Origin of the sequence: Luteibacter sp. 3190 (assembly GCF_031456385.1) — a bacterium.
GTDB lineage: Bacteria > Pseudomonadota > Gammaproteobacteria > Xanthomonadales > Rhodanobacteraceae > Luteibacter.
In genome coordinates this window covers 531,362-544,253 of record NZ_JAVDUO010000002.1, presented here as the reverse complement: position 1 = coordinate 544,253, position 12,892 = coordinate 531,362, and the positions used below count along the sequence as shown (strand labels likewise).

At 66.6% G+C, this 12,892-nt stretch carries 11 protein-coding genes; 3 read left to right on the top strand and 8 right to left on the bottom strand.

Annotation, left to right across the window (positions count from 1 at the left end; translation table 11 throughout):
- Nucleotides 1-37: 37 nt before the first annotated feature.
- From J2X58_RS12305 to rph, 7 genes are all read right to left on the bottom strand, one after another.
- Nucleotides 38-2,083 (bottom strand): peptidoglycan-binding protein, encoded by a 2,046-nt coding sequence (locus J2X58_RS12305; protein WP_310048523.1) that lies wholly within the window; start codon nucleotides 2,081-2,083, stop codon nucleotides 38-40.
- Nucleotides 2,084-2,117: 34 nt separating this feature from the next.
- Nucleotides 2,118-3,347: a hypothetical protein gene (locus J2X58_RS12300; RefSeq protein ID WP_310048522.1), complete on the bottom strand. Its 1,230-nt coding sequence runs from the start codon at nucleotides 3,345-3,347 to the stop codon at nucleotides 2,118-2,120.
- 130 nt (nucleotides 3,348-3,477) lie between these two features.
- Nucleotides 3,478-5,286, bottom strand: a complete 1,809-nt coding sequence (locus J2X58_RS12295) for a type IV secretory system conjugative DNA transfer family protein (RefSeq protein WP_310048521.1) — start codon at nucleotides 5,284-5,286, stop codon at nucleotides 3,478-3,480.
- A 171-nt stretch (nucleotides 5,287-5,457) separates the two neighbouring features.
- Entirely contained in the window at nucleotides 5,458-6,618 is a 1,161-nt protein-coding gene (gene hemW, locus J2X58_RS12290) for a radical SAM family heme chaperone HemW (protein WP_310048520.1), read from the bottom strand.
- The gene (gene rdgB / locus J2X58_RS12285; RefSeq protein ID WP_310048518.1) at nucleotides 6,615-7,208 is read right to left on the bottom strand and encodes an RdgB/HAM1 family non-canonical purine NTP pyrophosphatase; all 594 of its coding nucleotides are present in this window, start codon (nucleotides 7,206-7,208) and stop codon (nucleotides 6,615-6,617) included. The genes hemW and rdgB overlap by 4 nt, the downstream gene beginning before the upstream one ends.
- A 6-nt stretch (nucleotides 7,209-7,214) precedes the next feature.
- A complete protein-coding gene (locus tag J2X58_RS12280; RefSeq protein ID WP_090056250.1) occupies nucleotides 7,215-7,727 on the bottom strand; it encodes an N-acetyltransferase in 513 nt (170 codons plus the stop codon).
- The gene (gene rph / locus J2X58_RS12275) at nucleotides 7,724-8,455 is read right to left on the bottom strand and encodes a ribonuclease PH (protein ID WP_090056251.1); all 732 of its coding nucleotides are present in this window, start codon (nucleotides 8,453-8,455) and stop codon (nucleotides 7,724-7,726) included. The genes J2X58_RS12280 and rph overlap by 4 nt, the downstream gene beginning before the upstream one ends.
- Before the next feature lie 78 nt (nucleotides 8,456-8,533).
- Here rph and J2X58_RS12270 point away from each other — a divergent pair, with 78 nt between their 5' ends.
- The gene (locus J2X58_RS12270) at nucleotides 8,534-9,397 is read left to right on the top strand and encodes a YicC/YloC family endoribonuclease (RefSeq protein ID WP_090056254.1); all 864 of its coding nucleotides are present in this window, start codon (nucleotides 8,534-8,536) and stop codon (nucleotides 9,395-9,397) included.
- A 38-nt stretch (nucleotides 9,398-9,435) separates the two neighbouring features.
- Here J2X58_RS12270 and J2X58_RS12265 read toward each other — a convergent pair whose 3' ends face one another.
- On the bottom strand, nucleotides 9,436-10,011 hold the full coding sequence (locus tag J2X58_RS12265; RefSeq protein WP_310048516.1) for a hypothetical protein: 576 nt from the start codon (nucleotides 10,009-10,011) through the stop codon (nucleotides 9,436-9,438).
- Between the two features lie 369 nt (nucleotides 10,012-10,380).
- On the opposite strand from J2X58_RS12265, the gene J2X58_RS12260 reads away from it, so the two are divergent.
- The gene (locus J2X58_RS12260; protein ID WP_310048514.1) at nucleotides 10,381-11,349 is read left to right on the top strand and encodes a hypothetical protein; all 969 of its coding nucleotides are present in this window, start codon (nucleotides 10,381-10,383) and stop codon (nucleotides 11,347-11,349) included.
- A 191-nt stretch (nucleotides 11,350-11,540) separates the two neighbouring features.
- Nucleotides 11,541-12,842 carry an OprD family outer membrane porin gene (locus J2X58_RS12255; RefSeq protein WP_310048511.1) on the top strand — a complete coding sequence of 434 codons (1,302 nt, stop codon included), beginning with the start codon at nucleotides 11,541-11,543 and terminating at the stop codon, nucleotides 12,840-12,842.
- Nucleotides 12,843-12,892: the final 50 nt, after the last annotated feature.

Below are 12,892 nucleotides of genomic sequence, written 5' to 3'. Positions count from 1 at the left end.
GCCGCCCCGCCGACCGTGGACGCCCCGCTTCGCCCGTCTACCGCGACATTCCCCGGGACATCTGCGCCTGCTGCGCCTGGATCTCCGCCAGCACCTGCGCCTGCTGAAGGTCGAACTGCGCCATCCGCTCGACGCTCTGTTCCGGGGCGGGCGACGGATGGTTGAGGTCCACGCGGGCCGGCAGGGTCATCGGCCCGTGGCCGAAGACATGTAGCGTCATCGTCTCTTCGTTGATGTGCACCATCGAGAGATTCTCCGCCGTGATACGGCTGCGGTGGCACGCCGCCGTCGTCTGCAACAGCCGATTCTCGGAGGCATCCGGAAGTTGCGTCTTCAGCAGTTGGTAGAGATCGTTCTGGGGGTGGTCCGCGTGGCGTGGGTCGAACGGCGCCCGCGTCGGTGCGAGCGACGCGTCGGCCGCCGGCGCCTCGCGGTCCGCCGGGATGGCCACGGGCTCGCGGGCCACGGGTGACTCGATCGGCGCGATCGGCGGTGCGGCCGTACGCGTCACCGGCTCCAGGCTCTGATAGGTGCTCATGGCCTCGCTCGTCGCCCGCGCGTCCACGCGGGCCTCCACGGGTGTCGACCGGCCGGCCGCCGCGCCCATGACGGGATCGATCGCACGGTAAGCCGCCATGACCTCGTCGTGTGGCCGGTGCGCCGCGGCGATCGACGCGTCCCGATCGTGGACCGCTTGCCGCACGCTCGCCAGCGTCTGCCGACCGCTCAGCCCATCCGCGACGAGGTCGTGCTCCCGCTGGAAGGCGCGTACCGCCGCCTGCGTTCCCGGACCGTAGTCGCCATCCGCGCGCAACGGGCGTCCCTGCGCGTCGGAGTAACCCAATCGCATGAGCTGTTCCTGCAACTGCCGCACGTCGTCGCCCCGGACACCCGGTCGCAGCGCCCGCTCCACGGCCGCCGCCGCGACACTGCGCACGGCAGGCTCGACATGCAGCAACGGCTGCCCCTCACCGTCGACCACCCTCGCGAGATCGACCGAACCGTCCCGCGCGCGCGTCAGGCCGAGCTCATCGCGAGAGACTGTCGCCCATTGACCTTCGACGAAGGTCACGCCCTTGCCGTCGGCGTTCCACTGCACGATCTGGGTTCCGTCGGTATGGAACCCGGCTTGCGCGAGCTTGCCGTCGCTGTGCGCGCGACCCTGCTCAAGCGCATCGATGAACCGGATGGCCTTGCCCGGATCGAGGAAAAGGTTCCTGACCAGGGTGTAGTGCGCCGCCAGATCGGGACGTTGGGGGTCCTTACCGATCAGCGACGGTGTCATCAACGGATCACGAAGCACTTCGTGCCATGCCGTGTGCAGCGGGCTTCCTTCAGGCGCGTTGTGCAGGCGGGTGAAGACTTTGGCGGCGGCGAGCGCATGGGTCTGGCCGACTTCCAAGGCCCCCTCGAACTTGCTATCGAGGTATGCCATGACCTTGGCGTGCGACGCGATGGCGTCGGGTGCTTCGACGGGGCGTGCCATCGCGCTCAGCAGCTTCTTAGCGGCTCTTGGATTCTGATTGATCGCCTTCGCGATCGCGGTTGCCATGACGATCTGATCGTCGGTGGAGGCGGAACGATAGGCTGGCGTCGAGACGAGCTTGTTCATGCCCTTCCTATTGAGATTGCTGACCTGAATCAGATCTCGCTGATGGACGAAATCGCGTCCCGCATCCGACGCGAGAAAGCGGTTGATCTCCGCGCGCTTCGCCGGATCGATCGCGCGACCGCCATCGTCTCTGATCGCTTTCCCGTCTCGCGAGAAGTCGTGTACGAGCTTGGCGTGATCAGTTTCATTGAACACGACCCGATCGCTACCTTCGGCAGCCCAGCGTCGATAGGCGTCCATCATCGCGGCTGCAGTGATCCCTCCATCCTGTCCAAGGTCGTTCTGCAGGGTGCCAATCGACTCGCCGCTTCTTTCGATAGGCGCCATCCTGCCGTCGGGCAGCCACCGTCCTGCGAAAGACAGTCGATTTGATACGTCTTTTCCTGCCAGGCTGCCTTCGGTACTGACACCGACCGCGAAATAGGCAATGGCCTTGAGCTCATGCTCGCTAAGCGACTGTCGGTCCATCATCATCCCTCCATGGGGCACTCCGCCCATCCGTGAACTACTTGAGGTTCAACTTTTCGGTTAACCAGGCATCGCCATCCTCGATGTCCTTCCCCTTGGCTTCGTCAAGTACGCGCAGGAGCTCCGCTTCATCCACGATGTGGAGCGCGGGCGCGCGGCCGACGGGGGAGAAGTCATCCTGACGCAGCCGGAAGATGTACTTTCCCGCCGACACCAGCATGGTTCCATCGTTAAGATCGAGCGCGGTCCCGAAGAGCGTATCCCAGTGCTTCTGACCAGAATCGTTGCACTCATAGAAGGGGACCTTGCTCCAGATGACAGTCGCGCCGTCATCTGCCATCCGCTGATAGGTGTCGAACCAGATGGGTCCCGACCGAAAAGTTTCAGGCCGATCGACGGATCGGTCGGCGAACCGAATGTCGCCTAAGACGCCTCCCGGACGAGGATCCTTGTAGTGGAATCCCGAGTGCGTAGTCTCTTCGTGCTTGATGCCCTTCGCATCGGAAAACGATCCCGTATATCCCAATTGCGTCTCCGCCGTTACCTCGACGATTTGCCCGGTGAAGAAGTCGACGGCCTTGGTCGGTCCATCCTTCGTCGCAATGAGCGCCCAGGCGAACCACTTGTCACCGACATGCTCCACAAACAGACGCTCCGGCGAATCCTCACCATCTCCCAGTTCACGCTGCGCGATGCCGTTGTCGGGCCACACAGGATTGGGCTCGCCTTCGCTTTTCGAGCGCGAGGCCAGGACGGTTGGCGATGTCGGCGCACGTGACTCCGCGATGTCCTCTGCCAGAGACGATGAGGTAGTCACCGCTATCGCCACGGCCAACGCTGCTTTCGTGAGCTTCATGTCGCCTTCCTCGTGTTCTGCATGTGTTGGTTCCCGGGCTGCGTTATCTGTTCCGTGCATCGACGATGAAGCCGGCTTTCGTCGCAACCCGGTCCCGAAGTCGTACCCAGGCTCCGGCCACTCGTGCACGTCCTCATCCTTCTTCTCGCGCAACTGCTCGGCCGTGGCGCGCAGGTACAGTTCCTGCCCCGGATCGACGTACGTGCATTTATGGATCGGCCGCAGTTGCGACGGCCTCAAGCCATCTTCCGGATCGATCTCGTCGTTCTCGGGGTGGCAGACGTAGCAGCGCACGAAGGCAGGACGCTCCTTTGCCCAGGGAGACCTCATGGCCTCCCAGGCCCGCATGCTGGCCACCCATCGGTCGTCGGGTTCGGTCGAGCGGTCGTCGTCTTGCTTCTCTTGGTTCATCGACTGCTTTCCATGCAGATGTGGAGGGCATTCGCCCGGGTGCTGTGCGGCGGATCTTCAGTTCGCATCGTCGAGATGCAGTGCTTTCAGCACGTCCGCGAAGACATCGTCGACGTGCCCTGTGTCGCATCTATGCCGCGAGTGCGTCTTTCAGCTTGCCTGTCGCGCTGGGCGCAGCTGGCGGCGGTGCTGCCGCGATCGCGGCTGGCTTCGCCGACACGGTCGTCGGCGGCAGGGCCGCTAGCGCCTTGAAGCCCTTGTCCTTGAAGAACCAGTTCTTGCGGGCGCGGATGGGTTTGCAGCCTTCGTAGAAGATCAGCTCCTCGTCGGCGGGCAGTTCCTTGATCTCCTGGGGCAGCATCAGGGCGCGGCGTTCGTCCTGGTGGCTGGTCGATACCTGGTGGCCGCTACCGCCGCGGCTGACGTTTCGTTGCGTCTGGCGCTGCGTTCGGTAGCCGAGCATCTCGCTGTATTCGTTCGCGTCGCTCTGCTCGCGGGGCGCGAAGACGACCTGCGCGCCGTGGTTGGTGATGAAGTTCTGCGCGTCGTGGTCGCCATAGGTCGAGCGAAGCTGCGCCCGGCTCTGCACGATGCAGAGGTCGCGCACGCCGTAGCTCGCCGAAATCGAGATGCGCTTCGACCACACGTCGACACGGCCCATGGCGGTGAACTCGTCCATGAGCATCAGCATCTGGTACTTCAGGTCGGGCTCCTCGCCCAGCTGCTTGCCGAGGTTGCGGCCGATGAGCGCGCTGAAGAAGATGTTGAGCAGCCTGGCGCTCTCGTCGAGCTTATGCGTCGGGATGACGACGTACAGCGTCGTGGGCTCGCGCCGGAAGCGGTCCACGTCGAAGTCGGTGGCGTTGGTGGCTGCGGCGAGAATGGGGCTGAGGAACTGCTGCAACGGCGCCTGCATGGTCGCGATCACCGACGAGAACGTGTCCTCGGCGAGGCCTGCGAGGTTGGTGAATACCGTCCTGGTTTGCCTGCTGACCCACGAGAGCGACGCGTCGCCGACGATGGATTTCAGCAGCGCCTGCGTGCTCATCGCCTGCGTGCCGCTGGAGAACCCGAGGATGCGCTCGAAGCTCGGGAAGTCGGTCGAGGTGTTGGGTTGCGGCCTTGCCTCGGCGGGTAGGCCGGCCTGCGTCATCTCCCGGAGGCCGTGGTCCCACGCCTCGAACAGGTAAGAGCCGAAGGCCACGAATGCCGCGCGGCTCTGTGCGCTCCAGAACGGATCGCGACCGCCGTCGTCGGGATAGAGGATGGTGGCGATGGTCTGCAGTTCGCCGATGCGTTTCGCCGGGTCCATGGAGGCGAGCGGGGTCATGGGATTGAAGCGATCCGTGCGGCCGGCCTCGTCGTAGGGGGCCCACACGAACACCTTCTGGCCGAGCGCCTTGCGGCATCCGCTCGTGGTCCGGTGGAGTTCGCCCTTCACGTCGAGGACGACCATCGAATGCTCGTAGGTCATCAGCACGGGGATCGCGATGCTGGTGGTCTTGCCCGAGCGCGTCGGGCTGATGACGATGACGTGCTGCGCGCCGCTCAGCCAGAGGCGGTGCCTGCCGGAGGTGCCGATGAGGATGCTTTCGGGCCGTCGCGTGAGCAGGCCCGCGCGGCGCAGTTCGGCAAGCGTGGCGAATCGCGCGTCGCCGTGGGCGGCTTCGGGCGGGCGCCGGAACATGCGCAGCACCACGGCGCCCCAGCCGAGGATGGGTACGGCGAACCCGGTGAAGACAGATCCCTTGATCCGCAACGTGTACGGCGCGAAGGACGGATCGTCGAGCGCCTTGAGGCAGCGCCACCACAGGTCGATCGTCAGCGGTGTCGCAAGGTCCACCAGCTTGATCGCGATCGTGCCCGACAGGTACGCGCCGCCGACGAGCGTCGGTACCGCGAGCATCAGTGCCGATGCCAACTTTGTCTTGCTTTCCATGCCTCTGCGCTCCGTGCAGAAAAGGCGCGGAGTGTCGCCACAAGGCGATGAACGGCCGATGTATTCAGCACGTCATACGTGACGTGGCGCGATCTTCCGGACGCCGCCGGACGGCGGCTTGCTTTGGGGTGCTTCGCAGTCCCTGAGAATTTCCGCAGCCGACCGCGCCGCTCAGGCCATGAAGGCTTCGATGACGTCGTTGAGGAAGCGCTGGCCGAGCGGGGTGGTCTTCAGCAGGGTCTCGTCGTCCACCAGCCAGCCGCGCTCGATGCAGGCCGCGCGCGCCGCGGCGATCGATCCGGCGGGCAGGCCGGTGCGCTCCGCGAAATCGGTCGCGGGCACGCCGTCGATGAGGCGCAGGGCGTTGAGCATGTATTCGAAGGGCAGGTCGGCGGCCGCGACAAGACCATCGCCACCGATGCGCGCCGGCTGTCCGGCGCTGGCGAGATACGCGGCGGGGAGGCGGGTCTTCCAGCGCCGGCGCACGCCGGTGGCGTCGCTGATCTTGCCGTGCGCGCCCGCGCCGATGCCGAGGTAGTCGCCGAACCGCCAGTAGTTGAGGTTGTGTTCGCAGCGGCGTCCCGGCCGGGCATAGGCGGAGACTTCGTACTGCCCGTAACCCGCCTCGGCGAGACGGGCCTCGCAGGCCTCCTGGATCGCCCACGCCGCGTCGTCGTCCGGCAGTGGCGGCGGGTTCGCGGCGAACGCGGTGTTCGGCTCGAGCGTCAGCTGATAGTGCGATACATGGGTGGGTGACAGCGCGACGGCGCGATCGACGTCGTCGAGGGCGCCGTCGAGCGTCTGCTCCGGCAGGGCGTACATCAGGTCGATGTTGATGTTGCCGATGCCCGCGTCCTGCGCCTGCAGGACGGCGTCCGCCGCCTCGTTCGACGAGTGGATGCGACCGAGCCGGCGCAGCTTGTCGTCGTCGAAGCTCTGCACTCCGAAGGAAATGCGGTTCACGCCGGCCGCGAGGTAGCCGTCGAAACGACCGTGCTCGACGGTGCCCGGGTTCGTTTCGAGCGTGACTTCGGCATCCGTCGCGAAGGCCAGCCGCTCCCGCGCGCCGTCGAGGAATCGTCCCACCAGTTCCGGCGAGAAGAGGCTCGGCGTGCCGCCGCCGAAGAACACCGTCTCGATTCGCCGGCCGTGCACCGCGGCGCCGAAGTCGCGGAGATCGGCGTCGAGATCGGCCAGCAGGACGTCCACGTAGGACGCGTAGTCGGGCGTGCCGCCCCGCACGCCGTGCGAATTGAAATCGCAGTACGGACACTTGCGCACGCACCACGGCATGTGGACGTACAGGGACAGCGGCGGCGGGACGAGAGTCATACGGATCCGACGAGGCGCGCCTTGAGCCGGTCGAGCGCCTGGCCCCGGTGGCTGAGGCGGTTCTTCAACGCGAAGTCGAGTTCCGCCGCCGAGACGTCGTGCCCGTCGGGCAGGAACAGCGGGTCGTAGCCGAAGCCACCTTCGCCCCGCGGCGCTTCGAGGATGCGGCCGTACCAGCGGCCTTCCGCGATCAGCGGCGCCGGATCGTCGGCATGACGCAGCAGGACGAGCACCGCGATGAAGTACGCGCCGCGCTTTTCGGGCGGCACGCCGTCGAGTTCGCGGAGGAGCTTCGCGTTGTTGGCGGCGCTGTCTCCGTGCGTGCCGGCGTAGCGGGCGGCATAGAGTCCGGGCGCGCCATCGAGCGCGTCCACGCAGATGCCCGAGTCGTCCGCCAGCGCGGGCAGACCCGTGGCGCGTGCCGCGTGGCGCGCCTTGATCAGGGCGTTCTCCACGAACGTCAGACCCGTCTCGTCGGCGTCCGTGACGCCGAGCGACGTCTGCGCGACCAGTTGCACGCCGGTGCCTTCGAGCAGTTGCTCGAGTTCGATCACTTTGCCGGCGTTGCCGGAGGCGAGGACGATGCGCATGGCGTTCTAGGGATTCCCGGTCGCGAATTCGGGCGCGTAACGCACGCAGCCCTTGTAACCGGCAAGTCCGTCGACGGTGAGGGGCAGCACCTGGAAGGCGTTGCCGCCGTCGTAGGTGTCGAACAGGCCGTGCGCCGAGGCCTTGGTGAAGCCGAACTGCGTGTAGTACGCCGGCGAACCGAGCACGAAGATCGCCTTCGCGTCGCGCACGAAGCACGCGCCGATGCCTTCTTCGATCAACGCGTGGCCGATGCCCAGGCGCTGGTGCTCGGGCAGGACGGCGACGGGCGCGAGGCCGAGCGCGTTGCCGTCGTCGCCTTCTTCGATGCTGACGGGCGAGAACAGGACGTGACCGATCACCGCGTCGCCGTCGTCCACGGCCACGAGCGAGATCGCGTCACGACCCGCGGCGACGAGCCGCCGCACCAGGTCGGCCTCGGCATCGCGACCGAACGCGGCCTTGTGGACGGCGACGATGGCCTCGAGGTCGTCGGCGCTGGCGGCACGGATCTCGCTCACGGCGTGGCCTCCAGCGCGGCGCGCTGCGCATGCACCAGGTCGGCGATGCCCTTCGCGGCGAGATCGAGCATCGCGTTCATCTCCTCGCGGCGGAACGCGTGGCCCTCTGCCGTTCCCTGCACCTCGATGAAGCCGCCGCCGTCGTTCATGACGACGTTCATGTCGGTATCGCAGTTGGAGTCTTCGGCGTAGTCGAGGTCGAGAACCGGCACGCCGTTGTAGACGCCGACGGACACCGCGGCGATCGCGCCGAGGATCGGGTTGCGCTTGACGGCGTTACGCTTCGTCAGCGTCGCGACGGCGTCGACCAGCGCGACATAGGCGCCGGTGATGGCCGCTGTGCGCGTGCCGCCGTCGGCCTGGATCACGTCGCAGTCGAGGGTGATCACGCGCTCGCCGAGGGCGGCGCGATCGACGCAGGCGCGCAGCGAGCGGCCGATCAGTCGCTGGATCTCCATGGTGCGACCGCCCTGGCCGCCGCGCGCGGCTTCGCGCTGCGTGCGATCGGTGGTCGCGCGGGGCAGCATGCCGTACTCGGCCGTGACCCAGCCCTCGCCCTTGCCGCGCAGCCACGGCGGGACGCGCTCCTCGATCGAGGCGGTGCACAGCACCTTCGTGTCGCCGAAGGACACGAGCACGGAGCCTTCCGCATGGCGGGTGTAGTGGCGTTCGATGCTGACGGGGCGCAGCTGGTCGGCGGCGCGGCCGCTCGGACGGGAAAAGGTCATGTGGGGGCCTGAGTTGGGCACGGGCGGTGGGTCAGTTTACCATTGCGACCTTTCCTCAACGCGCCACCGGGGCCAACGATGATCCGCAGCATGACCGCCTACGCTTCCGCCGACAGCGCGGGCCCGTCCGGCACGCTGACCTGCGAGGTGCGCACGGTCAACCACCGCTACCTCGAGATCAGCCCCCGGCTGCCCGAGGAAATGCGCGGCTTCGAGAGTGCGCTGCGCGAGCGGATCGCCCAGCGTCTTTCGCGCGGCAAGGTCGACGTCACCGTCCGCCTCCGCGCCGACGCGGGCGCCGGCGAAGGTCTGCGCATAAACGGCAGCGTGCTCTCCCGCCTCTCCGAACTGGCGCTGGACCTCGAGCAGCGCTTCCCGCGCATGCGCATCGAGTTCACGGAACTGCTGCGCTTCCCAGGCGTCATGCAGCAGCCCGAGACCGACGCGGACGCCCTCCAGGGCGCGCTGCTCGACGTCCTCGATCGCGCGCTGGCCGTCCTCGGCGACACGCGCGGCCGCGAAGGCGAGAAGCTCGGCGAAATCCTGCGCGACCGCCTGGACGGCATCGAGAAGATCGTGGGCGACGTGCGCGGCTGGCTCCCCGAGATCCGGACGGCCCTGCGCGCCCGCCTCGAAGCCCGCCTGGCCGACGTGCGTCAGCCGGTGGAACCGGGTCGCCTGGAACAGGAACTGGTGCTGCAGATCACGCGCATCGACGTCGACGAGGAACTCGATCGCCTGAGCACCCACATCGCCGAGGCCCGCCGCGTCCTCGCCCTGAAGGAACCGATCGGTCGCCGCCTCGACTTCCTCATGCAGGAATTCAATCGCGAGGCGAACACGCTCGGTTCCAAATCGGTCGACTCGCGCACCACCAACGCCGCGGTCGAACTGAAGGTGCTGATCGAACAGATGCGCGAGCAGGTGCAGAACATCGAGTGACGGGAGACGGCATCCGGCGCACCCGTCGGAATCGGCATCTATCGGGATGATGCGGAATCGGCGCCGGCGATGGTCTTCTGCACTTTGCCATTCCCGTCGAGGAAGTTGATGACCGGCGTCCCATCGGCTGGCACCTTCACCTGGATTCTCTCTCTTCCGGCGCCATCCTTCATCGACAAGGTGGCGGTGCCATCGTCGTCACGCCCCACCCAGATACGTTGCTTGTTTCGCGCGTGCTCGACGCTGTCGGTGACCGAGAGCCCGGCGAAGTGGCTGTCCTTATCGTCCACGCCGATGAGCTGGACGACCTGATTCGCGTTGTAGCGATCGAACGAAAGGCTGCCGCCCGCGTCGACCACCTCGCCCTTGTCGTTGCGCTTTCCGCCGAAGATGAGGCCGCCGTTCTCGGAGCCCTCGTCGTTGAGGAAGATCATGCCGGCCTGGGGCCGGTCCACCTTGGGCTGTTCGGTGCCCTTGACGATGACGCCCGGGAGGCGTGCGCTGTTCGCCACCACCATCCGGAGCGTGCCATCGGGCTCGCGAATGTTGATTCGCTGCACATCGATTTCGTCGAAGGAGGTGCTGGCGTGCTTCGTGAAACCGGAGAGCAGCACGACCGCGATGGCCGCGGTCAGAACGCCGGAATAGACGACGAGAATGCGGTTAACGGACATGCGTTTCCTCCCTGGGCTGCCGAAGGGTGGCAGCCTAGTCAAGCCTGCGAGTCGGTGTCCACCATGACTCCCGGCACGGCGTGGCTCGGGTCCGTGTTGGTTCCGCGGTCCCAAATGCTTTGGCGTCGGGCTTCCCAGTACCGAATGGATGGTGCTTAATGCCTCAGTTTTCACGACCGGAGCGACGTGATGGTCCCTGCAGCATGGCGACGTTCAACCCGCATGGCGATGATCGGCTTCGCCTGCAGCGTCGTCGCATCATGGCCGCTCCATGCGGCTGAGCCCGCACAAGGCACCTACAGCGGTACGTTGAACGGAGCGTCCTACCGCATCGATGTGCCGCCGAACTGGAACGGCGACCTCGTCATGCTGATGCATGGCTACCAGCCCGTGGGGGCTCCGGTCTCGACGCCGATGGCGGCCGCGGATGCGACGCCGGTGTTCCTGGGGAAGGGTTTCGCGGTGGCCCAGAGCCAGTACGCGTCGCAGGGCTGGGCGGTGAGCGACGCCGTCGCCGATACGGAGCGTCTTCGCCAGTACTTCGCGAAGACATACGTGCGTCCGGCGCATACCTATCTCTACGGGTTCTCGCTGGGTGGGCTCGCGGTCGCCGCGAGCATCGAGCGCCATCCGCACGCTTACACGGGCGCGATGATCACCTGCGGGTTGACGGTGTCGACGCCGGAATTTCTTGCGAAGGGGATCGTGGAGCCGCTGGTCGCGTTCGACGCATTGATTCCGGGCGTGATCCCCGACCTCGCCGCACCCGGTTCGCCGCCGGCGATCGATCCGGGCGTCATCGCCAGCGCGCTGGAAAAGCATCCGAACGAGGCCGCCGTGCTCGCGAAGCGTCTCGAGGAGCGGCCGGAAACGCTGCCGACGCTGGCCCTGTACTACCTCGGGCTGCGCGAGATCGAACGACGCGCGGGCGGCATGCCCGTCGACAATCGCAAGGATGTGTACGAAGGCTTCGGCGACGACGCGGCGGTCAATCGCAAGGCGCGCCGCTATGCCGCCTCGCCGAAGGCGGCGGCCTATGCGAAGGACAACGTCGCCCTCACGGGCCGCATCGATACCCCGCTCGTGATGCAGTGGAACACGTTCGATCCGACCATCCCGGCACGATTCCACGGCGTGTATCCGGCGCAGGTCAAGGCCGCGGGGAGCGGACGGTGGCTGACCGTGCTCGATCCGGTGGGCGACGGGCACTGCGACTTCAGTGACGAGCAGACGGCCGCGGCGTTCGACACGCTCGTGCGCAAGTCAGTCATCCGCTAATCGCGGCAATTCGCTCCAATGGCGTATCCTTGTTTCCGGTGCAGACTACCGCCTGACCCTTGGCCCGGCCACGCGCCGGGTTTCTTACGAACGGGAACACGTTGCCTCATGCCATCTTCCTTCATCGGCGCGCATCGCGACGCCGCAGCGGCCGCCATGGCCGATCGTCACCTCGCCCTGGGGGTTCTCTGATGCGCCGCGCACTCATCGCGACGGCCTTGCTCGCCGGCGTCGTGGCGGGCGCGCATGCCGACGACTTCTTCCGCGACGCGAAGGTCAACGGCGAGGTCAGGCTGTACCGCTTCGATCGCGACTACGACAACCCGTCGACCAAGGACCAGTTCGCCAACTCGCTGACGGGCCTGCTCACCGTGCGTAGCGGAAGCGTCGGCGGATTCAGCGCGGTCGCCACCGGGTTCTCCGCGCATTCGTTCGGCACCCAGTCGCACGACACCGGGCGTATCGATACGTCGCTGATGGGGCCGGGCAACACCATCGACGGCTTCACGCAGGCCTTCGTCGAATACGCGAATCCATGGGTGACGGTGCGCGCGGGCGACCAGTACCTCAACACGCCGTGGATGGGGCAGTCCGATTCGCGCGTGGTCCCCGCGTCGTATCAGGGCGCGATGGTGGACTTCCGGCCGGCGAAGGGCTGGGACATCTATGCGATCCGCACGCTGCGCTGGAAGAGCCGCACGTCGGAGGGCTACAACGACGATAACGTCTATTACCCGTCGACGTACCACGGCGACAGCATGTACGGAAACAACGGGGCCCTTCCGCGGTCCGCACGCTCGCAGGACGGCACCACGGCACTCGGTGGCACCTACACGTCGAAGGCGTTGAAGGCGCAGGCCTGGTACTACGACTTCGAGCATTTCGGTCGGATGGGCTACGTGGATGGCACGTACACGTTCGCCGCCGTGGGCGCGTTCAAGCCGTTCCTCGGTGCGCAGGTCGTACGCGAGACCAGCGGCTCGGGCAACGTCCTCGTCGGCACGCACACGCCGATCACCGGCGTGGCGGGCGAGCGCGTCGACGCGTCCGCCTGGGGCGTCGACGCCGGCGTGGGCGTGGGCAAGGCGAAGTTCGACGTCGCGTACAACAAGCTCGACAGCGACCGCAACGCGACCGGTGCCGGCGCGATCATCTCGCCCTATACGAACAGCTATGCGACGGACCCGCTCTACACGACATCCATGCTGCGCGGTCTCGTGGAACTGGGCCCGGGCACCGCATGGAAGGCGAGGGCGCAGTACGCGATGCTGCACGACGATCTCGTGGTCGCGGCGGCCTACGCGCGCTACGACACCGTGCTGCGCGGCGTCAGCCACAACCTGTACATGGACGTCATCTGGAAGCTCGACAACGTGCTGAAGGGGCTCCAGCTGCGCGACCGCTGGGAGCACACCGTCGGCGGCACCAACAACCTCAACCCGGGCAACCGGTCGTGGACGAACAACCGGCTGATGATCAGTTACGCGTTCTGATCCACTGGGGCCGCTGGGGCGCGGATGCTAAAGTGCGTGGCGATCCCGAA

Coding starts and splice junctions, on each gene's coding strand:
- J2X58_RS12305 (WP_310048523.1), bottom strand. CDS start 2,083: ATGATGGACCGACAGTCGCTTAGCGAGCATGAGCTCAAGGCCATTGCC.
- J2X58_RS12300 (WP_310048522.1), bottom strand. CDS start 3,347: ATGAACCAAGAGAAGCAAGACGACGACCGCTCGACCGAACCCGACGAC.
- J2X58_RS12295 (WP_310048521.1), bottom strand. CDS start 5,286: ATGGAAAGCAAGACAAAGTTGGCATCGGCACTGATGCTCGCGGTACCG.
- hemW (WP_310048520.1), bottom strand. CDS start 6,618: ATGACTCTCGTCCCGCCGCCGCTGTCCCTGTACGTCCACATGCCGTGG.
- rdgB (WP_310048518.1), bottom strand. CDS start 7,208: ATGCGCATCGTCCTCGCCTCCGGCAACGCCGGCAAAGTGATCGAACTC.
- rph (WP_090056251.1), bottom strand. CDS start 8,455: ATGACCTTTTCCCGTCCGAGCGGCCGCGCCGCCGACCAGCTGCGCCCC.
- J2X58_RS12270 (WP_090056254.1), top strand. CDS start 8,534: ATGATCCGCAGCATGACCGCCTACGCTTCCGCCGACAGCGCGGGCCCG.
- J2X58_RS12255 (WP_310048511.1), top strand. CDS start 11,541: ATGCGCCGCGCACTCATCGCGACGGCCTTGCTCGCCGGCGTCGTGGCG.